The 26,311-nt window shown below is 71.6% G+C and carries 28 protein-coding genes; 7 read left to right on the forward strand and 21 right to left on the reverse strand.

Annotation, left to right across the window (positions count from 1 at the left end; genetic code table 11):
* Positions 1-326 precede the first annotated feature (326 nt).
* Entirely contained in the window at positions 327-764 is a 438-nt protein-coding gene (locus DLJ59_RS11900) for a YcxB family protein (RefSeq protein ID WP_124772567.1), read from the reverse strand.
* Positions 765-1,143: 379 nt separating this feature from the next.
* Between DLJ59_RS11900 and DLJ59_RS11905 the strand changes: the two genes are divergently transcribed.
* The gene (locus DLJ59_RS11905) at positions 1,144-1,536 is read left to right on the forward strand and encodes a hypothetical protein (RefSeq protein WP_124772568.1); all 393 of its coding nucleotides are present in this window, start codon (positions 1,144-1,146) and stop codon (positions 1,534-1,536) included.
* A 48-nt stretch (positions 1,537-1,584) separates the two neighbouring features.
* On the opposite strand, the gene DLJ59_RS11910 is transcribed toward DLJ59_RS11905, so the two are convergent.
* On the reverse strand, positions 1,585-2,205 hold the full coding sequence (locus tag DLJ59_RS11910; protein WP_124772569.1) for a DUF4304 domain-containing protein: 621 nt from the start codon (positions 2,203-2,205) through the stop codon (positions 1,585-1,587).
* Between the two features lie 171 nt (positions 2,206-2,376).
* On the opposite strand from DLJ59_RS11910, the gene DLJ59_RS11915 reads away from it, so the two are divergent.
* A complete protein-coding gene (locus tag DLJ59_RS11915; RefSeq protein ID WP_124772570.1) occupies positions 2,377-4,524 on the forward strand; it encodes a M14 family zinc carboxypeptidase in 2,148 nt (715 codons plus the stop codon).
* A gap of 94 nt (positions 4,525-4,618) precedes the next feature.
* A complete protein-coding gene (locus DLJ59_RS11920) occupies positions 4,619-4,885 on the forward strand; it encodes a hypothetical protein (protein ID WP_124772571.1) in 267 nt (88 codons plus the stop codon).
* A gap of 173 nt (positions 4,886-5,058) precedes the next feature.
* On the opposite strand, the gene DLJ59_RS11925 is transcribed toward DLJ59_RS11920, so the two are convergent.
* Complete coding sequence (locus tag DLJ59_RS11925; RefSeq protein ID WP_124772572.1) at positions 5,059-5,604, reverse strand: hypothetical protein; 546 nt, start codon at positions 5,602-5,604, stop codon at positions 5,059-5,061.
* Between the two features lie 141 nt (positions 5,605-5,745).
* Here DLJ59_RS11925 and DLJ59_RS11930 point away from each other — a divergent pair, with 141 nt between their 5' ends.
* Positions 5,746-6,087, forward strand: a complete 342-nt coding sequence (locus DLJ59_RS11930) for a hypothetical protein (protein WP_124772573.1) — start codon at positions 5,746-5,748, stop codon at positions 6,085-6,087.
* Positions 6,088-6,098: 11 nt separating this feature from the next.
* On the opposite strand, the gene DLJ59_RS11935 is transcribed toward DLJ59_RS11930, so the two are convergent.
* The 4 genes from DLJ59_RS11935 to DLJ59_RS11950 form a co-directional block, all read right to left on the reverse strand.
* Positions 6,099-6,566 (reverse strand): ribose-5-phosphate isomerase, encoded by a 468-nt coding sequence (locus DLJ59_RS11935; RefSeq protein ID WP_124772574.1) that lies wholly within the window; start codon positions 6,564-6,566, stop codon positions 6,099-6,101.
* A gap of 87 nt (positions 6,567-6,653) precedes the next feature.
* Complete coding sequence (locus tag DLJ59_RS11940; protein WP_124772575.1) at positions 6,654-7,853, reverse strand: DUF1015 family protein; 1,200 nt, start codon at positions 7,851-7,853, stop codon at positions 6,654-6,656.
* Between the two features lie 90 nt (positions 7,854-7,943).
* Positions 7,944-8,468 (reverse strand): hypothetical protein, encoded by a 525-nt coding sequence (locus DLJ59_RS36925; protein ID WP_208648650.1) that lies wholly within the window; start codon positions 8,466-8,468, stop codon positions 7,944-7,946.
* 181 nt (positions 8,469-8,649) lie between these two features.
* Complete coding sequence (locus DLJ59_RS11950; protein WP_124772576.1) at positions 8,650-9,276, reverse strand: mycothiol-dependent nitroreductase Rv2466c family protein; 627 nt, start codon at positions 9,274-9,276, stop codon at positions 8,650-8,652.
* A gap of 220 nt (positions 9,277-9,496) precedes the next feature.
* Between DLJ59_RS11950 and pepN the strand changes: the two genes are divergently transcribed.
* Positions 9,497-12,046, forward strand: coding sequence for an aminopeptidase N (gene pepN, locus DLJ59_RS11955; RefSeq protein WP_124772577.1), 2,550 nt, complete (start codon positions 9,497-9,499; stop codon positions 12,044-12,046).
* Between the two features lie 84 nt (positions 12,047-12,130).
* Positions 12,131-12,694 carry a Uma2 family endonuclease gene (locus tag DLJ59_RS11960; protein WP_124772578.1) on the forward strand — a complete coding sequence of 188 codons (564 nt, stop codon included), beginning with the start codon at positions 12,131-12,133 and terminating at the stop codon, positions 12,692-12,694.
* A gap of 64 nt (positions 12,695-12,758) precedes the next feature.
* Here DLJ59_RS11960 and DLJ59_RS11965 read toward each other — a convergent pair whose 3' ends face one another.
* From DLJ59_RS11965 to DLJ59_RS12030, 14 genes are all read right to left on the reverse strand, one after another.
* A complete protein-coding gene (locus DLJ59_RS11965) occupies positions 12,759-13,166 on the reverse strand; it encodes a DUF5130 family protein (RefSeq protein WP_124772579.1) in 408 nt (135 codons plus the stop codon).
* Complete coding sequence (gene ctaJ / locus DLJ59_RS11970; protein WP_433312043.1) at positions 13,153-13,473, reverse strand: aa3-type cytochrome oxidase subunit CtaJ; 321 nt, start codon at positions 13,471-13,473, stop codon at positions 13,153-13,155. Before ctaJ ends, DLJ59_RS11965 begins: the two co-directional genes overlap by 14 nt.
* A 51-nt stretch (positions 13,474-13,524) precedes the next feature.
* A complete protein-coding gene (locus DLJ59_RS11975; protein ID WP_124772580.1) occupies positions 13,525-14,988 on the reverse strand; it encodes an amidase in 1,464 nt (487 codons plus the stop codon).
* Positions 14,989-15,115: 127 nt separating this feature from the next.
* Positions 15,116-16,117 carry an amidohydrolase family protein gene (locus DLJ59_RS11980; protein ID WP_124772581.1) on the reverse strand — a complete coding sequence of 334 codons (1,002 nt, stop codon included), beginning with the start codon at positions 16,115-16,117 and terminating at the stop codon, positions 15,116-15,118.
* Entirely contained in the window at positions 16,117-16,641 is a 525-nt protein-coding gene (locus DLJ59_RS11985) for a 3-hydroxyanthranilate 3,4-dioxygenase (protein WP_124772582.1), read from the reverse strand. Before DLJ59_RS11985 ends, DLJ59_RS11980 begins: the two co-directional genes overlap by 1 nt.
* Positions 16,638-17,060, reverse strand: coding sequence for a RidA family protein (locus DLJ59_RS11990; protein WP_124772583.1), 423 nt, complete (start codon positions 17,058-17,060; stop codon positions 16,638-16,640). Before DLJ59_RS11990 ends, DLJ59_RS11985 begins: the two co-directional genes overlap by 4 nt.
* The gene (locus DLJ59_RS11995) at positions 17,057-17,830 is read right to left on the reverse strand and encodes a 2-keto-4-pentenoate hydratase (RefSeq protein ID WP_124772584.1); all 774 of its coding nucleotides are present in this window, start codon (positions 17,828-17,830) and stop codon (positions 17,057-17,059) included. The genes DLJ59_RS11990 and DLJ59_RS11995 overlap by 4 nt, the downstream gene beginning before the upstream one ends.
* A complete protein-coding gene (gene dmpG, locus DLJ59_RS12000; protein WP_124772585.1) occupies positions 17,827-18,891 on the reverse strand; it encodes a 4-hydroxy-2-oxovalerate aldolase in 1,065 nt (354 codons plus the stop codon). Before dmpG ends, DLJ59_RS11995 begins: the two co-directional genes overlap by 4 nt.
* Positions 18,888-19,841 (reverse strand): acetaldehyde dehydrogenase (acetylating), encoded by a 954-nt coding sequence (locus DLJ59_RS12005; protein ID WP_124772589.1) that lies wholly within the window; start codon positions 19,839-19,841, stop codon positions 18,888-18,890. Before DLJ59_RS12005 ends, dmpG begins: the two co-directional genes overlap by 4 nt.
* A gap of 32 nt (positions 19,842-19,873) precedes the next feature.
* Positions 19,874-20,671, reverse strand: coding sequence for a 2-keto-4-pentenoate hydratase (locus tag DLJ59_RS12010; RefSeq protein WP_124772586.1), 798 nt, complete (start codon positions 20,669-20,671; stop codon positions 19,874-19,876).
* A gap of 20 nt (positions 20,672-20,691) precedes the next feature.
* Positions 20,692-22,173, reverse strand: coding sequence for a 2-hydroxymuconic semialdehyde dehydrogenase (locus DLJ59_RS12015; protein ID WP_124772590.1), 1,482 nt, complete (start codon positions 22,171-22,173; stop codon positions 20,692-20,694).
* A 23-nt stretch (positions 22,174-22,196) separates the two neighbouring features.
* Positions 22,197-23,534: an FAD-dependent oxidoreductase gene (locus tag DLJ59_RS12020; RefSeq protein ID WP_124772587.1), complete on the reverse strand. Its 1,338-nt coding sequence runs from the start codon at positions 23,532-23,534 to the stop codon at positions 22,197-22,199.
* Complete coding sequence (gene kynU / locus DLJ59_RS12025; protein ID WP_124772588.1) at positions 23,531-24,811, reverse strand: kynureninase; 1,281 nt, start codon at positions 24,809-24,811, stop codon at positions 23,531-23,533. Before kynU ends, DLJ59_RS12020 begins: the two co-directional genes overlap by 4 nt.
* A gap of 14 nt (positions 24,812-24,825) precedes the next feature.
* Positions 24,826-25,728, reverse strand: coding sequence for a tryptophan 2,3-dioxygenase (locus DLJ59_RS12030; protein ID WP_124772591.1), 903 nt, complete (start codon positions 25,726-25,728; stop codon positions 24,826-24,828).
* A 150-nt stretch (positions 25,729-25,878) separates the two neighbouring features.
* On the opposite strand from DLJ59_RS12030, the gene DLJ59_RS12035 reads away from it, so the two are divergent.
* Positions 25,879-26,311, forward strand: a 433-nt coding sequence (locus tag DLJ59_RS12035; protein ID WP_148096945.1) for an Lrp/AsnC family transcriptional regulator, incomplete at its 3' end; no start/stop codon positions are given.

The raw sequence follows: 26,311 nt of genomic DNA on the forward strand, positions 1-26,311 counted from the left end.
CCTACGACGGTAAGGGCGCGATCCGTGGAGCGTCACCGTACCGGAAGGCGGGATTCATCCGATGCGCCGTGCCATCAACGTGCCAGTAGCCGGTACCCCCGCCGGTCACCAGGGGGCACGAACGGTCAAGCACTTCGCGCATTGATCTGGCCCACCAGGTCCTTGTCGGCCATGATCTTCGTCCTTCCAAACTGACTACGCGGGTTCGATTCCCGTCGCCCGCTCCACCCACGAAGGCCCAGTAGACCGCATCATCGCGGCACCTGGGCCTTCTACCTCTCGCCCGTGACAGCCTGCACGCCGATCACAGCGTGTCGCAGCGCGGCTCAGGGGCGTTCGCGTACGTGGGTGGCGAGCATCGCGCGCAGTTGCGATAGGTCCGCCTCGGCCAGCCCACGTTTCGGCAGCACCACCGACGTTGCGGCGAGGCCCTTCGACGCCAGCAGAACGAACGCCCGGTCGGTCTCGATGTAGAACGGGTGGTGGGACCAGGCGATCGTTGCATCCACGGCCGCGGATCGGAGGTGGATTCCAGTATCGGTCACCGTGGCCTGGATCGGCTTGGACAGCCACGGGTTTCCCCGCGCGAGCAGGTGCGCCTGCCAGTGATAGGTCGCCGCCAGGGCGAGCCGGGCCAACAGGACGGCGATCCCCCCGATGATCGCTGCCAGCACCAGACCCAGGCCCACCACGATCGCGGCAGCATCCGTCGGGAGTTCCCACACCTCGGCGGAGACGAGTCCTTCGACGACTGCGGCCAGCACGGCAACAGCCAGAATCGGAACGAGCCAGCGAACCCAACCGCGGCGTTGCTGTGCCGCGACGCCGTCGCGTAGATCCTCGTGCGTCAGCGCCTAGGCCAGGCGAATCGGGTCCGTCGGGACAGGCTCGGGCAACATGGGTCAACACCATACTGAGGCGGATCGCGCGTCGTGGCTCGCGCTCGAACGCTGCGGTCCCCATCGGCCGGACGCGTGATCCCGCGCTGAAGACCTCAGGGCTCCGCCCCGAACCTGCGCGCGGCCCTCACCTGCTGAACGAGCGCTGACACCGTCGCGGCGGCGACGAGCCGAGATGGCGGAAGTTCGATGTTCGTCGCAACGGCTCCTGTGCAGGCCGTGGCGGATAGCCGAGACTGTAGCGATGTCAGCCGATGGTGCGGGCGCTCCGCGCAAGCAGGTCGTCACCGCCGCTCTGCTCATCATCGCTGGCGTGCTCCTCCTCTTCGTCCCTGCCGGTAGCGAGGGCAGCGTTCTGGTGCCCATCAGCGAAGGTCACGGATTGTCCGCCGTGGACGGGGTTGGCGCGGCCCTGCTGGCGGTGGGCGGCACCTGGCTGGAGGTGCTGGTGGTACGCCGCCTGCCGCATCTCGCGCTGCCCCCACGGGCCCTGTTCGCACTCGGCCTACTGGCCGGTCTCGGCGTGGGGCTGCTGATCGCCTCGGTCTTCTCGGGATTCTTCTGGTGGTGGGCTGTCGGCGCGACCACGCTCGGCCTTGCCGTCCTCGTCCTCGTCCCCCTCACCGCACGCCGTTGACCAGCACGCGCCGCAGCCCGTACGGCGGCCGTTGACACACGGCTGGGCTCAGGTGTCGGCACTCGACCTGCTGTTCGCGTAGGTCCAGATGTTCTGGATCATCGCCGACCTGTGGGTGTGGGCCGGCCTCTCGGTGAACAGCAGGCGTTCGAGTTCCGGCGACGGGCCCTGCTCCGCGAGCAACCACGCCCGCACCCGCCAGCCGCCGGCCCCGAGGAACTCCCGGCGGTCGGCGACCGCGAGGAACGCCTGGCGGTCCAGCAGCGGCAGCAGTTGCCTCAGCGTCTCGTCCAGCCGCCGGCGCACCTGCGCCGAGACCTCAGCGGCGGTGGCCTCGTCGGCGATCCGCCACTGGTCCCCGCCGGAGAAGGTGGTAAATCCGACGCGGTGCTCCCAGATGGCGTACAGCGGCCGAGGTTGCTCGGACTCGGGCAGGCGGTAGCGCCGCCGGGCGGCCTCCCACGCCGGCGCCAACACCAGACCCACATTGATGTAGAAGATCTTTTCGGCCGCGGTGGAGTGGTCCGACATCTGCAGCTCGATGACGAGGGCGTCGCCCGCCGGCGAGTACCGGCGGAAGACCCGGCCCCTGCCCGGTTCGAAGCCGTACTCGTTCAGCTGGGCCGCCACGCCCTTGACGAAGTCGTTGAACAACGTTCGCAGGGGCATCGACGAAGCCTTCCGGTTGACGCGACGGCAGATCGGGTCGAGCGGCCAACGTACCGCCGACGACGGCCACGACGCGGCAACCGTCTTCGATGCCTCCACCGGCCTTGACAGCCGTCGATCTGTGCACTGGTGTAAGGACCAAGAACATCGACGTCCGTCACAGGAGGGCACATGATCGTCCGACGACGGTGGACAGCTGCCGCCACCACAGCGATCCTGATCAGCGCGGTGCTGTCCCATCCCGGTTCCGCAGCGGCAGCACCCGCTGCCCCGGCAACCCCGATCACCCTGACCGCCACCGAGACCGCAGTGGTCCGGGTCCAGCTCCGCGATCAGGCCCAGCTCGACCGGCTGGTCGCCGCCGGCGCGGACCTGGCCAACCGGCCCCGCGCACGGGACGGCCGGATCCTCGCCGACCTGGTGCTCACCGGCACCCAGCTCGCCGAGCTGACCGCGCAGGGCGCGACGGCGGTGCAGATCGTGCAGCGCGCCGGGGACGGCAGCCGGCACTACGCCGACAGCGTCCGCGCGGCCCAGGCCCGCACCGCCGCCGGGCTGCGTGCTCCGGCCGCAGGCCAGCGGACCACCGCCGCAGCCGCGGCAGTGGACACCCTCCAGGTGCAGCAGGCGTACTGGTGGACCACTGGTGGGCAGACCTTCCTACAGGCCCAGGTCGCCACCACCGCCACCGACGACCCGGACGTGGAGATCACGGTCAGCTGGCGGACGGCGGACGGCGCCACCGGATCGTTCCCGCTGTACCGGTTCGAGGACTCGGGCGAGTACCAGTACCACTACAACCTTCCCCAGCCGGTGCCGAACCGGCCGGTTCAGTTGACCGCCACCTCCAGCCTCGGCGGGGTCAGCCGGGTGGTCACGCCGACGCTCTGGCCGAACGCGGTCCCGCCGCCCCTGCCGGCCGGCTACCAGAAGGACTTCATCGACGCGTACCTGACGCCGATCGACATCCAGGCGCGGATCAAGCGCCTGGCCCGCCAGTACCGGGACCTGGTCGACGTGATCGACCTGCCGAACAAGACCCAGGGGTACCGACGCAACGCCGCCGCCTACCTGGGCGACCCGGCGGTGGCCGCCGTGGTGGTCGAGTCGGTGCGCTTCGGCGACCAGAACATGAACGGCGTGCAGGTGCGGACAGTCGACCCGGGCCGGGCGAACCGACCACTGACCGTCGGCTACCGCGACCGCGTCCTCACCGTGTCACTGGCCACCGACACCGCAGGCAAGACGGTGAGCACCACCGACGAGGTCGCGGCAGCGATCAACGCCCGCCAGCCGAACCGGTTCCGGGCCACCGTCGAGGACGGTTCGGCCGGGCTGCCGATGCCGGTCGCCGGCCCTGCCCGGCTCGACGACGGCCTCCAGGGCACCGAGGTGCCGGCGAAGCCGTGGACGGTGCAGGCGCTGCGCCTCGGCGTACACCGGGACGGCTCCCGGGTCGGGGTGCTCGCGTACTCGCAGGAACACGCCCGGGAATGGGCCACCCCGCTGGTGACGCTGGAGTTCGCCGAGCGGATGCTGGCCAACGCCCGCACCGACCCGGCCACCCGTGAGCTGCTGGAGCAGGTCGACATCTTCGTCATCCCGACGGTCAACCCGGACGGGGCGAACTACTCGTTCAACGACTTCAACTTCCAGCGCAAGAACCTGGTAAACCACTGCACCGGGGCGGCCCGCGACCCGAAGAACCGCACCTCGTGGGGCGTCGACGTCAACCGCAACTACACCGTCGGGTCGTACTTCGACGGCTACGTGGGCGCCAGCGCCAACTGCCTGTCCGGCAACTATGCGGGCACCGCCGAGCTGTCCGAGGCGGAGAGCAGCAACGTGATCGCGCTCGCCCAGGCCCACCCGAACATCAAGTTCGCGATGAACGTGCACTCCTACGGCGGGTACTTCATGTGGCCGCCGGGGGCGTACCGGGCCGACGGGCGGGTCACCCTGCCGCGGCCGTCGATCGACGAGTCGACGCTGTTCCTCAACAGCGCCCGGCGGATCGTCGGCGCCATCGCGCAGGAGCGCGGCACCGTCACCTGGCCGTCGCAGACCGGACCGGTCGCCGACGTGCTCTACTCCGCCGCCGGCAACTCGGCCGACCAGCTCTACTACGAGCTGGGCATCTTCGCCTGGGACTTCGAGGTCGGCAACGATCGGTGGAACCCGGCAACGAGCGAGTGGGAGGGCGTCGGCTTCCAGCCGCCGTTCGACGAGGCGCACGGCGAGTCCCAGGAGTACGCCGGCGGCCTGGTGGAGCTGGTCCGGGTGGCCCGCGACTACGCCGCCGCCGAATCCGCCGGCTGATCCCTCGGCGGTGCCGCGTCCGCTAGTCGGGGCGCGGCACCGCTAGCCGGATTTCACCCGTTTCCGCCGGGTACCTGGTGGGTAGGGCCTGGTCATGGACACCAACACCACGGCCCACCTGGTGGGCGGCCCCCGAGACGGCAGCACCCACGAGACCGGCAACGAGGCACTCGTCGAGGTGGAGATCGACGGCCTGATGCACCGCTACATCAAGACCACCAAGCAGCAGGACGATGGCCGACCGCTCTACAACTACGACGGAGCGGTCGCCCCCGACGGCGGCGAGCCCGGCGTCGAGGACCCGGCCGCCCGGGTCGCGTCGCCCCGAGCCGACGCCGAGGGGCACGGCGGCACCCACTGACCGCCGCAGCATCAAGCCGCCGCACCATCAAGCCCTCGAAGGAGGTAGCGGTCGGAGCGGCCGACCACGGATGAACCGCGGCCGGCCGGGTAAGCAGCGGCCTTGCCTGGTGGGGAGACGACCGGGTGCACGGGTGGGCGGGTCATGGACCGGCCCACCCGTGCATACCCGGATCAGTTCGAGGAGATCCAGTTCCAGGCCGAGACGACCCACTCGGTCTGCTGGAGCCACGCCACCCCCAGGCCGGCGAGGAAGACCGCCGTCGCCAGGTGGGCACCTCGGGCGCTGCGCCGGACCCGGCCCAGCTGCCGCTCCAGCACCACCCGGCCGACCAGCCGGAACAGGGCGAACAGGCCGATCGCCACCAGCAGGCTGAGCACCAGCACCAGCAGCGGGCCGCTCAGGTCACCCTGGCCGGACAAAGCCCAGATCCCCCAGCACACGAACGCGAAGAGGCCGGCCGCCGCGCTCCACTCACCGCCGCGCCGCAGTTGCGCCATTCGCGAGCTCAGCGAGCGGCGTGGCACCGGCTCGCCGGGCCAGCCGGTGCCGGTCGGCTCCTGCTCGACCACCGGAAACGGCTCCGTCCGCGGGGTGGTTGGCTGACCCACCGGGGCCACCCCCCGGCGGAACCCGTCACGCTGCGGCGGCACCCCGACGCCGGCCTGCGGTGGCACCTCCACGGTCCGCTCCGCCCACGGCTGCGTCTGGTCTGCCATCTCGTCCTCCCCCTGACCGACGGCAACGACACCGCCTGTGATTCGAGGGTAGCCAGCCGGCAAATCGGTCGCCGACCCCGGCCGGGACGCGAGGCCGCACGACGCTGCCGGATCAAACCCCGGGCAGGGTACGGTCGGCTGATGGGTGACCCCGACCGACGACGGCGACGGCTGCGCCACCCCGCCGACACCGAGACGGCCAGACCAGGTGTCGACGGCCCGACGGCCAGCACCGCCGGCGTGCATGACGGTGACGACCCTCCGGCGCGACGCAGGAGTGCCGGCGGCGACGAGCGCGACGGCGAGCGGGGGCTGCGCGGCCTGGTCGGTTCCGGCTCGTCCCAGGTGGGGCTGAGCGCCGCGCTACGGGCCCGGGATGCGGCCCGCCCCACCGACGACGACCTGGCCGAGGCGGAGGCCCGGGTGGTGGTCGTCCGCCGCAACTGGGTGCCCCGCGAAGAACTGCCCCGCTCGCCGCGCTGAGCGGCGCACGGTCAGGGCAGGTCCGGCAGCTTCCGGGTCCGCTCGTACTCGGCCACCTGGGCGATCCGACGAGCGTGCCGCTCGTTGCCGGAGAACGGCGTGTTCAGGAACGCCTCGACGATGGCGGTCGCCTCGTCCAGCGTGTGCTGGCGCGCACCGATCGCGACCACGTTCGCGTCGTTGTGCTGGCGGGCCAGCTGAGCGGTCTCGACGCTCCAGGCCAGCGCGGCGCGGACGCCAGCGACCTTGTTCGCGGCGATCTGCTCACCGTTGCCGGAGCCACCGATGACCACTCCGAGGCCCGTCTCGTCGGCCACCACCTGGTCGCCGGTGTGCAGGCAGAACGTGGGGTAGTCGTCGTCCGGGTCGTAGCTGTGGGGGCCGACGTCGACCACGTCGTACCCCTGCATGGCCAGGTGGTTGGCCAGGTGCACCTTCAACTCGAAACCGGCGTGATCGGATCCCAGGTAGACGCGCATACCGGGCAGTCTGTCAGGCCGCGCTCGGGGACGTCACAGCGGCGGCGTCCCCGAGCCGGGTTCGTCACACGGTCGTGAGGGTGGCGCTCAACGCGGCAGCTCGGCGACGACCAGACCGCCGCGCGCCTTCGGGGTGAACCAGGTGCTCTTGCGGGGCATCTTCTCCCTGGCCAGGTTGACGGCGACGAAATCCGCCACGGTCACCGGGGCGATCAGGATGGCCAACTCGGCCCGCCCGGCGTCGACCTCACCGGTGAGCCAGCCCGCCGGGTAGTCACCGCCAACGTACGTGATCCGCTTGTCGCCCGGGTCCAGACCGAGCGCGTCGCGCAGCACCAACCGCTCGACCAGGGCATGGTCCAGGTTTTCCAGGCGGGCGGAGGCCGTCGCGGGCAGGCGCACCGCGTACCCCTGGCCATCGAGGCGGAGGTGCACGGTGCCGCCGGCCGCCGGCACCTCGACCGGGCCGTCGATCGGCTCGACCTCGGCGCCCGCGGCCCGCAGCCGGTCGAGCAGCTCGGCGGGGGTGGTGGTCAGCTCGCTGACCAACCGGTTGTACGGCTGGATGGCCACCGACGCGGGGGTGGTGATCACGGCCAGGAAGCGTGGCAGCCCTCCGGTCTGGGCGGCCAGGCTGCGGTGGTTGCCGTCCGCGACGACCAGGTCCCCGCCACCGGCGAGAGCGGTCAGCGTGGCCTGCTCCGGGCCGGGGCCGAGCAGCCAGATGGCGTGCGTGCGCCCCGCCTGGTCGGTGTCCGTCGCGGCGGGCGCGCCGGCCGCGTCGGTAGCCGCCGCGAGAGCGGCGTGCAGCTCGTCGCCACGCCCGGTCTGGAGCAGGAGTACGGGTGAGAGCAGGTGGCCCAGCGCCTCGGCCAGCGCCACCCGCTCGCGGACCTTGGCGATGAAGACGTCCTCGTTGCGGATGACCAGGCCCGGCTCGTCTGCCCGGGTGGAGATCTGGTCGGTGTCCACCATCGCGAACAGCCCGTACGCCGGCTCCTCGCCAGGTGCGCTGATCCGGTAGAGCACCACCACCTGCTCGGCGGGGGTGTAACTGCCGTCGGCCTTGGACTCGGCGAGGCGGGCCACCGCGTCCGGCAGCGCGTCGAGGAACGACTTGCCCAGGCTCTGCGGGGCGCGATGCGGCATCTCAATGCCGAGAGCGCTGTGCGGGTTCGACTCGATGATCGCGGTGATCTCCGCGTCGTCGGCGAACTCGTCGTAGTTTTGCGCGCCGGTGCCGCCAGTGGTGACCCAGGCCCGGGTGATCGGATGCACGACCGTCATGCCCACTGACGCTACCGGCGACGGTGTCACCGCCGACGGGGACCCGCAGGGCGTCCACCAGATGAAAGGGCCCGGCCGGGCCCCGGGTGGTCAGCTGGCGCGGTCGGAGGTGCCCCGGCGGTGCCGACCCGCGCTCACCGGCCCACCGTTGCCGCGTCGACCGCCTCCGACCGGCCCGGTGTTCACGGTGCGGCGGGGCGACGCCGGCGGCCCCGGCACCGGACGGTCCGGAGGCGGCGTCGGAACGGGCCGCGGGCTCAGCGGCGGCGTCGGCACCGGACGCGTCGGCACCGGACGCGTCGGCGCCGGCGGCGGGGGCGCGGGTTCGGCCGGCGCCGCACCCGATGGCACCAGCGCCGGCACATCGCACGGCACGGCGTCGACGGGCGATTCCAGCGGATCGACCGCCCCGGGCGGGGTGAGCCGGGAGGTCACCGGGACCCGCGCCACGCCCACCACGATGGGCGGCGCGAGCAGATCCACCAGATGGGCGGGCAGATCCGGGCGGACCGTCGGCCAGCGGGAGTCGTCGACGGACCAGTAGTCCGCGCCGGGAGGCTCGATCACCCCCTGCCGGGTCAACTGATCGTCACCGGACGCACGGTGCTTGGCCATCGGGATTGCCTCCACGAACTGCGGCGTGCGGCCCTACGGGGTCGCTGCGGCGGACACCGAGGGAAACGACGCCGCCCGCCTCCCGGTGACGCCACAACCGGCCACCGACCTCGGCGCCCGACCCGAAACGCCCCCGTCCGCGCTACTGACGCAGCACGAACGGGGGCGTGGTGGCCGTCGCTCAGTCGAAGATCGGGCCCTGCTCACGGGTGCGCTTGAGCTCGTAGAAGCCCGGGGTGCCGGCGACCAGCAGCACGCCGTCCCAGAGTCGGCCGGCGGCCTCCCCCTTCGGAGCCGGAGTGATCACCGGGCCGAAGAACGCGACCGGGGCGCCGTCCGGGCCGGGCGCGTGTACGACCGGAGTGCCCACGTCCTGTCCGACCGGGCGCATGCCCGCCTCGTGGCTGGCCCGCAGCGCCTCGTCGTAGTCGGTGCTGTCAGCGGCGTCGGCCAGCGCCGGCTCGAGGCCGGCATCGGTGAGCGCAGCCACGTACAGCTCCCGATTCCGCTCCTGCTTCTGCAGGTGGATCCGGGTGCCGAGCGCGGTGTACAGGGGGCGCAGCACGTCATTGCCGTGGCGCTGCTCGGCGGCGATGCAGACCCGCACCGGGCCCCACGCGGTCTTCAGGAACTCCTTGTACTCGTCGGGCAGTTCGTCCCGGCCGTCGTTGAGCACGGCCAGGCTCATCACGTGGAAGCGGATGTCCACATCCCGGATCTGCTCGACCTCCAGCAGCCAGCGGGAGGTGATCCATGCCCACGGGCAGGCCGGGTCGAACCACATGTCGGCGGTGACACGTTCGGTCACAGTGAGATCCCTTCACGACGAGTGGCGCCGACAGTCGGCGTCTCAAGAGAATCTTCACCCCGCAGCGCATCGACCGGCACTCGAATGAGAGCGTGACCTCGGCCACCGCAGGCTGCCCGTACATGGAAGACTCGAATCGGGCCGGCCGTCACGAGCGGTAGGCGAACGGGCGCCGCCGGGCGTACGGCGACATGTGGGATGGAGACGAACAGTGCCGGGAGTGCGCAACCTGACGCAGGTCGAGGCGACCGAGCGGGCACGCCTGCTCAACGTGACGGGGTACGACATCAGTCTGGACCTGTCCACCGCCGTGCTGGCGGCCGACGGCCGCACGTTCAGGTCAACGACCGAGGTCCGGTTCCGCTGCTCCGAACCGGGTGCGAGCACGTTCATCGAGTTGGCCGCCGAGTCGGTGCGGTCCGCGACGCTGAACGGCACAGCCGTCGACCTCTCCGACTGGTCCGCTGAGAAGGGCCTGACCCTGTCCGGGCTGGACAGCGACAACGTCCTGGTGGTCGACGCCGACTTCAGTTACTCCAACAGCGGTCAGGGTCTGCACCGGACGGTCGACCCGGTGGACGGTGAGACGTACCTCTACAGCCAGTTCGAGACGGCCGACGCGCAGCGGGTGTTCGCCTGCTTCGACCAGCCCGACCTGAAGAGCGTCTACACCTGGCACGTCACAGTGCCGGCGCACTGGCGGGCGGTTTCCAACATGCCGGTGCAGCGCGAGGAGCCGGCGGGTGAGGCGCTCAAGACGCTGCACTTCACCGAGTCGCCCCGGATGAGCACCTACATCACGGCGATGTGCGCCGGGCCGTACCACGAGGTGCGCGACACCCACGACGGCATTGACCTGGGTGCGTTCTGCCGGGCGTCGATGGCGCAGTACCTCGACTCTGACGACCTGTTCCTGATCACCAAGCAGGGCTTCGACTTCTTCCACGAGAAGTTCGGGGTGCGCTACCCGCTGCCGAAGTACGACCAGCTCTGGGTGCCCGACTTCAACGCCGGCGCGATGGAGAACTTCGGCTGCGTGACGCACGCCGAGTCGCACTACCTGTTCCGCTCGCAGGTCACCGACTTCGAGTACGAGCAGCGGGCCAACACGATCCTGCACGAACTGGCCCACATGTGGTTCGGTGACCTGGTCACCATGCGCTGGTGGAACGACCTGTGGCTGAACGAGTCGTTCGCCGAGTGGGCCAGCCACTGGTGCAACACCAACGCGACCCGGTTCACCGAGGCGTGGACGACCTTCCTGTCCATCCGGAAGAACTGGGGCTACCGGCAGGACCAGCTCTCCTCCACCCACCCGGTCTACACCGAGATGCCGGACATGGAGGCCGTGGAGGTCAACTTCGACGGCATCACCTACGCCAAGGGTGCGAGCGTGCTCAAGCAGTTCGTCGCCTACGTGGGCGAGGAGCCGTTCGTGGCCGGGCTGCGGGCCTACTTCGGCAAGCACGCCTGGGGCAACGCCACCTTCGACGACCTGCTCACCGAGCTGGAGGCCGCATCCGGTCGGGAGCTGCGTAAGTTCGCCGCGCAGTGGTTGGAGACCGCGCAGGTCAACACGCTGCGGCCGGAGGTGACGATCGGGGCGGACGGCACGTACGAGCAGGTGCTGGTGCGGCAGGATGCGCCGGCGGCGTACCCGACGCTGCGCACGCACCGGATCGGCGTGGGCCTGTACGACCTGACCGACGGGCGGCTGGTCCGTCGTGAGCGGTACGAGGTGGACGTGACCGGCGAGCACACGGATCTCGCTCCGCTGCGTGGCGTCCGGGCGGCCGACGTGTTGCTGCTCAACGACGACGACCTCACCTACACCAAGCTGCGCCTCGACGACCGCTCGATGGCGACCGTGGTGCAGCACATCGGTGGTTTCGACTCGTCGCTGGCCCGTGCGCTCTGCTGGACCGCCGCGTGGGACATGATCCGCGACGCCGAGCTGTCCGCCCGCGACTATGTGGCGCTGACGCTCAGCGGGCTGCCCGCGGAGACCGACATCAACCTGGTCACCGCCACCCTGCGGCAGGCGACCACCGCGCTCACGCTGTACGCCGACCCGGCCTGGGCGCCGACCGGCTGGGCCGACCTGGCCCGGACCGCCCGTGACGCACTCGCCGCCGCCGAGCCCGGCAGCGGGTTCCAGTTGGCCTGGGCCCGTGCGTTCACCTCGGCCGCCCGCTCCGAGGAAGACCTGGCGACGCTGCGTGGTTGGCTGGACGGCACCGGCATGCCGGCCGGGCTGACCGTCGACACCGAGCTGCGCTGGTCGGTTCTCGCCGCGCTGGTGGCCAACGGTGCCGCCGGTGCCGCCGAGATCGAGGCGGAGCTGAGCGGCGACCGCACGGCCAGCGGCGAGCGGGAGGCCGCGTACGCGCACGCGTTGATCCCGACGGCGGAGAACAAGGCCGCCGTGTGGGCCCTGCTCACCGGCCCGGACTCGTTGCCCAACTGGCGGCACCGGGCGCTGTTGCAGGGCTTCGCTCACCCGACGCAGGTGGAGCTGGTCGCCCCGTACCGGGAGCGCTACTTCGCGGCGGTCGGGCAGGTGTGGGCCACCCGGGACAGCGAGCCGGCACAGGAGTTCGCCCAGCTGGCCTACCCGACCTACCTGGTGCAGGACGACACGGTGGCGGCCACCGACGCGTGGCTGGCCGGTGACGGGCACCCCGCCCCGCTGCGTCGACTGGTGGCGGAGGGCCGCGACGGTGTGGTGCGGGCGCTCAAGGCCCGCGTGAAGGACGCTCAGAGCGCCTGAGCAGCGGTTGTCCGGCCCGGGGCCGGCGTGGGTGTACGCCCGCGCCGGCCCCGGCCGTTATCGTGACGAGAGGAGGTGAACGTGATGGCACAACCGACCCACGAGTGGCGGCCCCCGGCGCGGGCGTGGCGCGAGCAGGACCTGTTCCACCTTCCCGAGGATGGGAACCGCTACGAGATCATCGACGGGAGCCTGCACGTGACCCCTCCAGCTGGTCCGGAGCACCATGAGCTGGCGGACGAGATCCGGCTGGCGATTCGTCAGGCGGCTCCCGCCGGTTGGCGCGTAATCCGGGAGATCGGCGTGCAGGTCCCCGGCGCTAATCTCATCCCCGATCTGACGGTGTTGTCACCAGGTGCACCGCGCGGGCGGATGTGGGCCGAACCGGTGAACATCGCGCTCGTCCTGGAAGTCGAGTCGACGGGGAGCCGTCGCCACGATCGCTTCACCAAACCCGCCCTCTACGCGGAGGCAGGCATCCCCCACTACTGGCGGGTGGAGCGAGGCGACTTCGGCCCCGTCATCTACCGCTATCGGCTCGCCGAGGGCGACCACTACGAGCTGTTGGGCACCATTGGTCCGGACGACGCGGTGACCGTGGACGAGCCATGGACGATGAGGTTGGACCCGAGTGCCTGGCCGCGCTGAAACAGTCTGGGCACACCGAAGCCCGGCCCGCTGAACGCGGGCCGGGCTTCGTCGTACGAGTGGGTCAGCCCTTGCCGGCGTGGCTGGCGAGCTGGTCCAGGCCGTTGATGATGCCGCCGGCCAGGTCGCCGCCGCTGAACGCGCCGACCATGGAGAGCGCGGCCAGCTTGGCGTACGTGTCGGGGATGCGCTTGCGGGCGTACCGCCCGGTGACGATCTCCAGCTGACGCTGGTTGGGCGACACGGCGATCAGGACGGACTTGTCCGGCTCGGCGAGCTGACGGTGCAGCCGCTGGGCGTGCTCGCGGATCGGCTCGTCGAGACCACCGACGAAGACCGAGAAGACCAGGCCGGTGCCCTGGTCGGCCAGGCGCAACGCCTCGTCGATGCGCAGCAGCTGGCGGGTCGAGAACGGCCCGTCCAGCACCTCGGGCGGATTTTCCGACCCGGCCTGCTTCTCACCAACGGTCACTTGCGCCTCCGGTTCCACCGGCCGGCGCCTCGACGCTGGCCTGCTCAAGCTTGTGGCTGGTCAGCGCGGGCGCCTGCGCCCCCGCCGTCAGCGCGGTGCCGGCCGAGTCGGCCAGCTGCTCCGGACGGCCCAGGAACCAGACCGGAGTGAAGTCGAAGGGCCGGCCCGGACGGTAGCGCTTGGCGCCGCCGCCACCGCCGGTGGCACCCCCACGGCTACCGGCGTACGACAGGCCGGCGATGACCAGCACCGCGGCCAACGGGATGCCGACGAAGACCAGCAACGTCTCGGTAACAGACAATCCCAACGCCCCCAGGCGGAAGAAGGACGACCTTGAACAACCGGGTCGGATGGACGATCACGCTGCCGACCGCCCGACTCCGTCGCCATTCACGTTAGCGGAGTCGGTGGCCCGCCAGATTGCGGGGTGCCGATCCCATCCGTCACTGGAGTTCTCCAGTTGCGCAGCGGTAGCGATAAGCCGCGCGTCGTCGCCGTACCGGCCGGTGAGCAGCACCCCGACGGGCAGTCCGTCGGTCGTGCTGCCCAGCGGCAGGGAGACGGAGGGATCGCCGGTGACGTTGAAGATGGCGCAGTAGGGCGAGAACCGGCGTTGCCGGTCGAAGTCGGCGGCCGGGTCCCCGTCGGCGCTGAACCAGCCGACGGGTGCCTGCGGGGTGGCCAGGGTGGGGCAGAGCAGCAGATCGCAGCCGGCGGTGCGGCGGGCACCGAGGCGGACCTGCGCCTGCAACTCCCCGAGGGTGGCGGCCAGGGTGCCGGCGGAGAGCTCGGCGCCCCGGGCGCGGAGCAGCCGGGTCAACGGCAGCAGCTCCGCCTCCCGCTGCGGCGGGACCGGGGCGAGCGCCAGCACGTACCAGAGGATCTCGAACAGCGGCCACGCCGCCGGCCCGAGCGGCGGCGGCACCTCGACCACCTCGTGGCCGGCGGCCGTGAGCAGCGCGGCGGCCCGGTCCACGGCGGCCACGCAGTCGGGGTGCACCGGTTCGTCGGCGAGCATCGGCGTGGTGAACCGGCCGATCCGCAGCGGGCCGGGCTCGGCGCGGCGCGCGACGCTCAGGTAGCCGCCGGGCGGCGCGACCGGCGGCAGGTAGGGCTCGCCGCTGACCGGGACGGCCATGACGTCGAGCAGCGCGGCGACGTCGGTGACGGTCCGCCCGAGCGGGCCGCTGGTGGGCAGCCCGAACGCGCCGGAGCCGACCGGCCCGCCGGAGACGAGGCCCCGACTTGGTTTGTAGCCGACCAGGCCGCAGAGCGACGCCGGTATGCGCAGTGACCCACCGCCGTCGGAGCCCTGGGCGACCGGGACCAGCCCGGCCGCGACCGCCGCCGCCGCGCCGCCACTGGACCCACCCGCGGTGTACGCCAACTGCCAGGGGTTGCGGGCCGGCGGCGCGACCCGGCCCTCGGAGTAGAGCGAGCAGCCCAGCTCGGAGGTGGTGGTCTTGCCCAGGCTGACCAGACCGGCGGCCTTGATGAACCGGACCACGTCGGCGTCGACCGGCGGTACGAAGTCGATGAAGGCGGCCGAGCCGAAGGTGGTGCGGATCCCGGCGGTGAGCGTCAGGTCCTTGATCGCGGTCGGCACGCCGTGCAGCGGGCCGCGCTCGTCGATCGGCACCTCGTCGGCGGCACGTGCGGCCTGTCGGGCGAGGTCCGGTGTGACGGTGACGAACGCGCCCACGGTGTCGCCGAGCGCCGCCACCCGGCGCAGGGAGTGCTCGACCAGGTCGATGCTGGACAGCTCGCCGCGGGTCATCGCGGCGGCCTGCTCCAACGCGGTCAGGTCGTGCGGCTCGGCCATTCCGTCATCCTGCCGGCCGTCAGCCCTTCGCGCAGCCGACACGCGCTGGCGACCGGAAACGGACCAACCGGACGGCCAGCGCCCGGCTTGGCGTGGTCAGCCGGGACCCGGCGCTGTGGCGCTGTGCTCAGCCGTGCAGGAAGCGCAGGGCGTTGGTGGACAGGAGCTTGTCGCGCTGGCCGTCGGTGAGGAAGTCGGCGGCGCGGACCACGGCGCCGGCCGGCCGTTCGCCCAGCGGGTACGGGTAGTCGCTGCCCACCAACACCCGGTCCTCCCCCAGGGTGTCGACCAACAGTCGCAGGGCAGGGGGCGTGAAGACCACCGAGTCGACGCTGAACCGGTCCACGTAACTGCTGGGCGGGGCGGCGGACGCGCCCCGGACCAGGTCCCCGCGGCGGTGCCAGGCGTTGTCGGCGCGCCCCAGCCAGAACGGGAAGCTGCCGCCACCGTGCGCGAAGCAGATCCGCAGCGTCTCGGGCACCCGGTCGAAGACGCCTCCCAGGATCATCGCCAGCACCGACAGGTGCGTCTCGGCGGGCATACCGGTGAGCCAACGGGCCATCCAACGGTCCAGGCGGGGCCCGCCCGGCATGTCCCACGGGTGGACGAAGACCGGTGCGCCCACCTCGGCACAGTGCTGGAGAAAGGTGACCACGCCCGCGTCGTCCAGGTCGCGGTCGCCCACGTGGTTGCCGATCTCCACGCCCACGTGCCCGGCGGCGAGGCTGCGGTCCAGCTCGGCGCAGGCGGCGTCCGGGTCCTGCAGCGGCACCTGACAGAACGGCACCAGTCGGTCCCCTCCGGCCGCGGTGACCTCCAGGGTCAGGTCGTTGAAGATCCGGGCGACCTTCACCGCCTGCTCGGCCGGGCGGTCGTAGCTGAAGAAGACCGGGGTGGGCGAGACCACCTGCACGGCCACGCCGTCGGCGTCCATGTCGGCCAGGCGGCGCGACGCGTCCCAGCACTCGGCGCCGACCGGACGGAACTCCGTCTCCCCCACCATGATCATGGCGGCGCGCTCGGAGTCCACCCGCAACCACGGCCAGCCGGACCCGCCGCACGCCGCGCCGAGGTCCGGCCACCCCTCCGGTACGACGTGCGTGTGCACGTCGACCACCCCTGCGGGCATCAGCCCTTGCCCGGATGCAGGGTGCCGCAGTTGGCGCAGGTACGCGCCGCCTCGTCGGTGTAGAACGCCTGGAACACCGGGGGCAGGTCGGCGGCGATGTCGCGGACCTGCAACTCCACCTCGTGGACCTTGCTGCCGCACTCGGGGCAGTACCACTGGAACGTCTCCAGCGTGCCCTCCTCGCGGACCCGCTCGACGACCACGCCGATCGAGCCGGCCTCCGGCCGCTGCGGCGAGTGTGGGGTGTTACGCGGCAACATCCACATCTGACCCTCGCGCACGTGCACCGTACGCGGCCCCTCGGGAGTGACCAGGTTGATGTGCATGTTGCCCTTGACCTGGTAGAAGAACTCCTCGTACGGGTCCACGTGGAAGTCCGTGCGCTGGTTGGGGCCGCCCACCACCATCACGATGAAGTCGTCCCCGCCGGGGAACATCTCCTTGTTGCCCACCGGGGGCTTCAACAGGTGCTGGTTGTCCGCGATCCAGCCCGGAAAGCTGAACGGCTCGGCGATCTCACTCACGACTGACCTCCCGAGGGAAGAAGGGCCACGGCCTGGATTTCGATCAGCAGGTGCGGGTGCGGCAGCTGGTGCACCGCCACCGTCGTACGGGTCGGACCGGAGGCGTCGAAGAACTCGGCCCACACCTCGTTGTAACCACCGAAGTCGTTCATGTTGACCAGGTACGACGTCACCTGGACGAGGTCGGCGAGGTCCGCGCCGACCGACCGCAGCAGATCCCCGATGTTCTCGATGACGGCCCGCGTCTGCACCCGGATGTCGAGGTTCGTCGTACCGAACTCGTCGACCGACACACCGGCGAAGCTGTTGTCCGGCCTCCGCGAGGACGTACCGGAGACGAAGACGAACCCACCGGCGACCTTGACGTGCGGAAACGCCCCCCGAGGGACGGCTTTCCCGGCGACCACCCGGGCGGTCACGACGACGCCCGCAGCGACGCCGTGCCGAGCTTCTCGACGACGGCACGAACGTGGGCACCCGGACGCAACGGCACAGCCGCGGTCGCGGCGCCGGCCAGGAAGACCCACCCGGACTCCAGCCGCACCCCGTGCCCACCGGCCAGCCGGATGCCCTCGTCGAGCGCCCGGCGCGGATCACCGAGGATCGCCGCCGTCGAGCCGACCTGCGCCACCCGTCCGTCGACCTCCAGCAGCACGCCCAGGTTGTTCAGCCCCGCCGGCACCGGCGACCACGGACCGATCACGAAGGCGGCGGCCGAGGTGTTGTCCGCGATCACGTCCGGCAGGGAGAAGCGGAAGTCCGCGTACCGGGAGTCGATCAGCTCGATGGCCGGGGCGACCGCGCGGACCGCCGTGGCGAAGTCGCCGACCGGCTCGCCCGGCTCGGGCAGCCGGTCCAGCAGGAACGCCACCTCCGGCTCGACCCGGGGATGGATGTACGCGGCCGGGTCCACGACACCGCCGTCGGGCACCCGCATCGCGTTGGTGAGCCGCCCCCAGATCACCTCGTCCACGCCGACCTGGGCCATCTTCGCCCTGCTGGTCAGACCCATCTTCAACCCGACCAACCGCTCACCGGCGTTCAGCCGGCGTTGCAGCAGCGCGGCCTGCACGGCGTACGCGGTGTCCACGTCGAGGCCGGTCTCGGCGGCGAGCTGCGGGATCGGGGTGGCCGTGTCGGCCGCCGCGCCCAGCTTGTCGGCGATCCCGACGATGTCCGGTCCGATCATGACTGCTGCTCCTTGCCGGCCAGGTCCAGTGCCACATCGACGATCATGTCTTCCTGGCCGCCGACCATCCGGCGGCGGCCCAGCTCGACCAGGATCGACCGGACGTCCACTCCGTACTTCGTGGCGGCCCGCTCGGCGTGCCGCAGGAAGCTGGAGTAGACCCCCGCGTACCCCAGGGAGAGCGTTTCGCGGTCCACCTGGACCGGCCGGTCCTGTAGCGGGCGGACGATGTCGTCAGCCGCGTCCATCAGCGCGAACACGTCGCAGCCGTGCTTCCAACCGTGCAGCTCGGCGACCGCGACGAAGACCTCCAGCGGGGCGTTACCGGCGCCCGCGCCCATGCCGGCGAGGGAGGCGTCGACGCGGACGGTCCGGCCGTGCACCGCGTCCGGGCCGGCGGGCGCGGACCCGGTGACCCGGCCGTGCTCGACGGCGAGCACGCTGTTGGCCACCCCGAGCGACAGGTTGTGGTGGGCGTGGATGCCGATCTGCGTGTCCGGCGACAACACCTGCCGGTACGCGTCGACCCGCTGCGCCACGTCGGACATCAGCAGCCGCCCGCCGGAGTCGGTGACGTAGACGCAGTGCGCCCCGTACGACTCCATCAGCTTGGCCTGCCCGGCCAAGCCGGCCGGATCGTTCATGTGCGACATCATCAGGAACCCGGCCACGTCCATGTCGTTCTCCCGGGCCCAGGAGATGTGCTGGGCGGAGATGTCCGCCTCCGTGCAGTGGGTGGCGATCCGCACGCTGGTCACCCCGAGCGTCTTCGCGGCCTTCAGGTCGGCGATCGTGCCGATACCCGGCAGCAGCAGGGTGGTCAGTTTCGCGGTGGTCAGCACCTCGGCAGCCGCGGAGATCCACTCTGCGTCGCTGGCGGCACCGTGGCCGTAGTTGACGCTGGAGCCGGCGAGGCCGTCACCGTGCGCCACCTCGATGGCGGCCACCCCGGCGGCGTCCAGCGCGGCGGCGATGGTGCGTACGTCGTCGACGGTGTACTGGTGGGCGATGGCGTGCATGCCGTCGCGCAGCGTCACGTCCTGGATGTACAGGTCGGTCATGGCGCCGCCACCTCCGGGGAACGCAGGGCGACCAGCCGCTCCGCGGTGCGCAGCGCGGCGGAGGTCATGATGTCCAGGTTCCCGGCGTACGCGGGCAGGTAGTGCCCGGCACCGGAGACCTCCAGGAAGACCGACACCTGCAGGGCGGTGAGCTGCCGCCCGAGCGTCGGCAGGTACGCCTGCACCCTGTCGAACTGCACGTCCTGCTTGAGCCGGTAGCCGGGGACGTACTCCTGCACCGCCGCCACCATCTCGGTGATCGAGGCGGCGATGGCCTCGGTGTCGGCGTCGGCGTCCGGGCAGAGGCAGTAGACGGTGTCCCGCATCAGCAGCGGCGGATCCGCCGGGTTCAGCACGATGATCGCCTTGCCCCGCTCGGCGCCGCCCACCACCTCGATGGCCCGAGCGGTGGTCTCGGTGAACTCGTCGATGTTGGCCCGGGTGCCCGGCCCGGCGGACTTCGACGCGATCGAGGCGACGATCTCCCCGTACGCCACCGGGGTGACCCGGCGTACCGCGGCGACGATCGGCACTGTCGCCTGCCCGCCGCAGGTCACCATGTTGACGTTCCGCTCGTGCAGGTGCTCGTCGAGGTTGACCGGCGGCACCACGTACGGGCCGAGCGCGGCCGGGGTCAGGTCGACCACCGTTCGACCGTGGGCGCGCAGCACCTCGTCGTGGCGTCGGTGGGCACCGGCCGAGGTGGCGTCGAACACCACCTCGACGTCGGCGAACTCGGGCATCGCCACGAGCCCGTCCACGCCGTCGGCGGTGGTGGCGACGCCGAGCCGGCGAGCACGCGCCAGGCCGTCGGAGGCCGGGTCGATGCCGGCCATCGCCACCATCCGCAGGCTGCCACTGAGCCGCAACACCTTGATCATCAGGTCGGTGCCGATGTTGCCGGAACCGAGCACCGCCACTCCGGTCGTCGCGGCGCCTCCGGTGTTCACGACCGCGGGGCTCGCAAGCTCACTCGTCGCGCTCACTTGTCACCTCCAGCACTGAAACTCGTACGCACCGAACCCAGTCCGGAGATCCTCGCCTCGTACGCGGCGCCGGGGGTGACCGGCACCATCGGACCGAGCGCCCCGGAGAGCACCACGTCACCGGCGCGCAGCGGGTCGCCGGCGCGGGCGAGCGTCCCGGCCAGCCACTGCAGGGCGTGCAGCGGGTTGCCCAGGCAGGCCGCGCCCGCACCCACCGAGACCGGCTCGCCCGCGTGCTCCAGCACCATTCCGCAGAGTCGCAGGTCGACGTCGGCGAGCCGGCGCGGCGTGGTGCCGAGCACGAAGAGCCCACTGGAGGCGTTGTCGGCGACGGTGTCCACGATGGAGATGTCCCAGGCGGCGATCCGCGAGTCGACGATCTCGATCGCCGGCAGCACGTGGTCGACCGCGCGGATCAGGTCGACAGTGGTGAGCTGCGGGTTCGGGAGATCCTTGTCGAGCACGAAGGCGATCTCCGCTTCGACGCGGGGCTGGAGCAGCCGGTCGATGGGCACCTCGACCCCGTCGCCGACGGCCATCGCGTCGGTCAACATGCCGAAGTCCGGCTGGAACACCCCGAAGGTCTCCTGCACCGCCCGGGAGGTCAACCCGATCTTCGCGCCGACCCGGCGTTCGCCGCGCCCCTGCCAGGCCCGCGCCTGGAGCTGCTGCACCCGGTACGCGGACTCCACGTCGCCCTCCGGCAACAGCCGGCCCCGAAGCGGTGCGCACGGCTTGCCGGTGGTGCGGGCGTCGGCCAACTCCCGGTTGGCGGCCTCGATGTCAGCTTCCATGCCCGCTCCCTCGCTACGGCTCACGACAGGTCCACGCAGACGTTGGTGAGTTCGGAGTAGAAGTTCAACGAGTGCACGCCGCCCTCCCGACCGATCCCGGACGCCTTCACCCCACCGAACGGGGTGCGCAGATCCCGCAGGAACCAGGTGTTCACCCAGACGATGCCGGCGTCGAGCCGGGCGCCGGCCCGGTGCGCCACACCCACGTCCCGGGTCCACACGGTCGCCGCCAGGCCGTACTCGGTGCCGTTGGCCAGGGCGTACGCCTCGTCCTCGGTGTCGAACGGGGCGACGTGCACCACCGGGCCGAAGATCTCCTCCCGGTTGGTGCGGGCGTCCGGGCCGAGCCCGGTGAGCACCGTCGGCTGCACGTACGACCCGCCGTCGCGGGCGTCCCCGAAGGTGGGCGTGCCGCCGCCGGTGAGCACCTCGGCGCCCTCGGACCGGGCCAGCTCGTACGCGCCGAGCACCTTCGCCCGGTGCTGGTGGGAGATCAGCGGCATGGTGGCGGTGGCCTCGTCGGTCGGCCAGCCGTACGCCAGCTCGCCGGCCCGCTTGGCCAGCCGGGCGGTGAACTCCTCGAAGACCGGGCGCTGCACGTAGATGCGCTCGGTGCAGAGGCACACCTGCCCGCCGTTGGTGAAGCTGGAGCGCACCGAACCGGCCACCGCCGCGTCCAGGTCGGCGTCGGCGAAGACCAGGCCGGCGTTCTTGCCGCCGAGTTCGAAGCTGACCGCCTTCACCCCGTCGGCGGCGGCCCGCATGATCGCGCCGCCGGTGGCCGACTCACCGGTGAAGGTGATCGCGTCGACGCCCGGGTGGCGGGTGAGGTGTTCGCCCGCCGAGCCCGGCCCGAAGCCGTGCACCAGGTTGAAGACCCCGGCCGGCACCCCGGCGGCGGCCATCACCTCGGCGAGCAGCGTCGCCGAGGCGGGGGTCTCCTCGCTGGGCTTCACCACCACGGCGTTGCCGCAGGCCAGCGCCGGAGCCACCTTCCAGGTGAGCAGCAGCAGCGGCAGGTTCCACGGCACGATGACCGCGACCACGCCAACCGGCTTGCGCAGCGCGTAGTTGAGCGCCCGGCCGCCGGTCGGGGTGACAGTGGTGAACGACTCGGTGGGGGCGGTCGCCACGATCTCCGCGAACGCCCGGAAGTTCGCCGCGCCGCGGGGAATGTCCAAGGTGCGGGCCTGGGCGATGGACTTGCCGGTGTCGGCGACCTCGGCGGTGACCAGGTCGTCGAATCGGCGCTCCAGCTCGTCGGCGACGCGGCGCAGCACCTCGGCGCGCTCGCGCTCCCCCATCCGACCCCACGGCCCCCGCATTGCTGCCCGGGCGGCGGCCACCGCGTCGTTCACAGTGGACTCGGAGGCCTCGTCCACCTCGAAGACCTGCTCCCCGGTGACCGGGCTGGCCTTGGCGAACGTCGTTGCGCCGTCGACGAACTCGCCGGCGACGAAGTTGCGCAACCGGTGCGGGCCACTCGGCGCGTGGCCGGCCATCAGTCGCGGATCCCAGGTGCCGGTCATGCGCGCCTCCCTCGGCTCAGTGCCGCACCGATCGCGCCGACCAGCAGCAGCGCGGCCCCACCCACGACCGCCCCGAGCACCCGGTGCTGTCGGCGCACCCGGCGGCGCACCTGGGCGTACGGGGTGGTGGAGAACGACACCAGCTCGTACTGGGAAACGTACCGGCCGGGCAGGGCCCGTTCCAGTGCGTGCTCCACCCGCCGCCGGGTCTGGAACACCGGGGAGGCGACCTTGTCCCGCATCTCCACGAAGTTGGTCAGCGCCATCGTCGCGATGGCCTCGGCGTTCTCCTGCCGGCGCCGCTGGAACAGCGGCAGCGCCGCCAACCAGTCGTCGGCGCACTCGTCCAGGCAGCGGTCCAGCTCCACCACGTCCTCGAAGGCGCAGTTGGCGCCCTGGCCGTAGAACGGAACGATGGCGTGGGCCGCGTCGCCGATCAGGCCGACCTTCCCGTTGACCTGCCACGGGGTGCAGCGCACCGTGCCGAGCACCCCAACCGGGTTGTGCTGGTAGTCGTCGACCAGGTTCGGGGCCAGCGGCACCACGTCCGGGTAGTGCTCGGTGAAGTGCCGTTCGATCTCCGCCGGGCTGGTCAGCGAGGCGAAGCTGCCGGCGCCCTCGTTGGGCCAGAACAGCGTGCAGGTGAAGGAACGGTCCGGGTTCGGCAGCGCGATCATCATCGAGGTGCCGCGCGGCCAGATGTGCAGCGCGTCCTCATCCAGGGCGAAGTCCCCGCCCAGCGGCGGGATCGTCAGCTCCTTGTAGCCGTAGTCGAGGAAGTCCACGCTCTCGTCGAGCAACCCGTACGCCAGCAGTTGCCCGCGCACCGCGGAGCCGGCGCCGTCGGCACCCAGCACAACCGAGGCCTTCGCCGCGACCGGGCCCTGCGGGGTTTCGAAGCTCAGCGCGCCGTCGGTCGGGTCGAGCCCGACCAGCCGGTGGTCGAAGACGATCCGCACCCCGGGCAGCGCGGCGGCCTCGTCCAGCAGGGCGTTGTTCAGCGCACCCCGGCTGATCGAGTTGATCGCCCGGTCGCCGGCCGCGCTGTAGGACTGGAACTGCTGCTCGCCCTCGACCGGGTGGATCATCCGGCCGCGCATCGGCAGCGCGTCGGTCATCACCTGCTCGGCCAACCCGATCCGGCGCAACGCGTCCAGGCCACGCTCGGACAGCGCCAGGTTGATCGAGCGACCCCGCTCGGCCACGCCGGCACGCGGGTCGGAGCGGCGCTCGTAGAGGGCCACCGGGTAGCCGCGCCGGGCCAGGAAGCAGGCCGCCAGACAGCCGGCCAGGCCGGCACCGATGATCGCGATCTCGTCGCGCCGCGCGGTCATCGGGTCACCTGCCCCACCGTCGCGGCCAGCGCGGCCGCGGCCCGCCAGCAGTCGAGGTACGTGGAGTAGAGCGGCACCGGGGCGAACCGGACGACGTCCGGCTCACGGGCGTCGGCGATGACCCCGTGTTCGTACCGGAGGCGTTTGGTCAGCTCGGCGGCGCTGCCGGAACCGATGCGCACGGAGAGCTGGCAGCCCCGGCGGGCCGGGTCGCGGGGGGTGACCACCCGCAGCGGCCGGCCGACGGTCACCTCGTCGAGCAGCGACTCCAGCCAGCCGGTGAGGCGCTGGCTGCGGGCGCGCAGCGCGGTCATCCCCACCGCGTCGAACAGCTCCAGCGAGGTACGCACCGGACCCATCGCGAAGATCGGAGGGTTGGAGATCTGCCAGGCCTCCACAGTGGCCGGCGGCCGGGACTCCGGCGTCATCTCGAACCGGGTGGCCGCCGCGGTGCTCCACCACCCCTCGAAACGGGGCAGGTCCGGGTTGCCGAGGTGCCGCTCGTGCACGAAGACGCCCGCCAGGGCACCCGGGCCGGAGTTCAGGTACTTGTAGGAGCACCACGCGGCGAAGTCGACGTCCCAGTCGTGCAGGGCCAACGGCACGTTCCCGACCGCGTGCGCCAGGTCCCAACCGACCACCGCGCCGGCGGCCCGGCCGGCAGCCGTGATGGCCGGGATGTCCAACAGCTCGCCGGTGAGGTAGTTGACCCCACCGAGCAGCACCAGCGCCACCCGGTCACCCTCGGCGGCCAGGTAGTCGGTCACGTCCTCGGTGCGCAGGGCGTCCTCACCGTCGCGCGGACGCAGCCGGACCACTGTGTCGTCCGGGTCCAGCCCGTGGAACCGCGCCTGGCTGCGCACCGCGTAGCTGTCCGAGGGGAAGGCGGCGTCCTCGATGACGATGCGGGTGCGCGCTCCGGCCGGGCGGTAGAAACTCACCATCAGCAGGTGCAGGTTGACCGTGAGCGAGTTCATCACCACGGCCTCCGCGGGGCGGGCGCCGACGAGTCGCGCGGCCGGCCCGGTCAACAACTCGTGGTACGGCAGCCAGGCGCGCTCCGCCTCCAGGTGCCCCTCCACGCCGAGCCGCCCCCACGCGTCCAGGTCGGCAAGGAGTTCGTCGCGGGTGGCCCGGGGTTGCAGGCCGAGCGAGTTGCCGGCCAGGTACGCCGACTCGGGGTGCTCGCCGCCGTCGGCCGGCGGCACGTGGAACAGGTGCCGGTGGCCGGGGTCGGCCTCGTCACGGCGATGCGCTTCTTCTTGAGGGGTGTGCATGTCTCGCTCTCCGGTCACATCGTGGTGCGGGCCGACCACAGCTCCGGGAAGACCACCCGGGCCATGCTGCGCTGCAACCACGCAAGGCCGGCGGAGCCTCCGCTGCCGACCTTGGCGCCCATGGTCCGCTGTACCGCCTTGACGTGGTTCCAGCGCCAGTCGCCGAACTCCTCGGCGACAGCGCTCAACGCCTCGCCGAGCAGCCGCAGGTGGTTGTCCGGGCCGGCGTCACCGTAGATCCGTACCCAGGCCGCCTCGACCGACGGCTGCGGGTCGTGCTCGACGGCGACGTCCCGGTCGAGCAGGTCGGCGGGGAGGTCGAAGCCGCGCCGGGCGAGCAGCGCGAGCACGTCGTCCCAGAGACTGGGGGTGGCCAGCGCGGCGTTCAGCGCGGCGTGCACCTCGGCCTGCCGGCGGAACGGGCGGATCAGCGTCGGGTCGCGCAGCCCGAGCAGGAACTCCAACTGCCGGTACATCGCCGACTGGAAGCCGGAGGCCTCGCCGAGCAGGTTACGGAACCGGTTGAAGTCGGCCGGGCTCATCCAGCGCAGGCCCTGCCAGGCGGCGTTGAGCCCTTCGAGGTGCAGCTTGGCTCGGCCCAGCGGGGCCAGCGCCTCCCAGATCTGGTCGGCGCGGATCAGCCGCTGGGTTTCCCGCAGCTCGTGGCAGGTCAGCCCGAAGTACAGCTCCATGATCTGGCTGACCATCAGGAAAGACATCTCGCCCGGGTCGTCGCTGAGCGGGTGCTGCATCTTGTGCAGGGCGCTGGCCTGCACGTACGCGTCGTACGGCACCATGTCGGCGAACTCCAACGTGGGCTCGCCACCGGTGCGCTCCGCCTGCGCGGCACGCTGCCCGGGGGTCACGGGTTGCACCGTGGCGCGGCGGCTCGGCGCCCGCCGCTCCGTCTGATCCACCATCATCTCGTCTCCCTCCCCGGACTAGCCGACGTCATGATCTCGCGGTCGGATCGGCCTACGGAATGCCAAATCAACGGCTCTCACCGCCTTCTTCTGGGAAACCAAAGGCAACTAGGCGAAGTTGGTTCACGAAAGTAAGGTCTGAGCGTGGACGACATGGACTGGGCCCTGCTGCGCGAGTTGCAGGCCGACGCGCGGCTCTCCTTCAGCGAGTTGTCCCGGCGGGTGCACCTGTCGCCACCGTCGGTCGCGGAGCGGGTCCGCCGGCTGGAGGAAGCCGGGATCATCACCGGCTACCACGCCCATGTCGACCTGAGCCGCGCCGGTCGTACCGTGGTCGCGTTGATCCGGATGTCCTGCTACGGCGCGCGGTGCATCCTGCACGACCCGGCGGTGGCCGGCTGGCCGGAGATCCTGGAGATCCACCGGATCACCGGGGACGCGTGCAGCATGCTGAAGGTGGCGGCCGGCTCGATCGGCGCGTTCGAGGGGGTCATCGACCGTCTCGCCCCGTACGGCCAACCCTCGAGCACGATGGTCCTCTCCTCCCCGCTGAACTGGCAGCCCGTCACCCCCCTCC

This window comes from Micromonospora inaquosa, from assembly GCF_003857055.1.
Lineage (GTDB): Bacteria > Actinomycetota > Actinomycetes > Mycobacteriales > Micromonosporaceae > Micromonospora > Micromonospora inaquosa.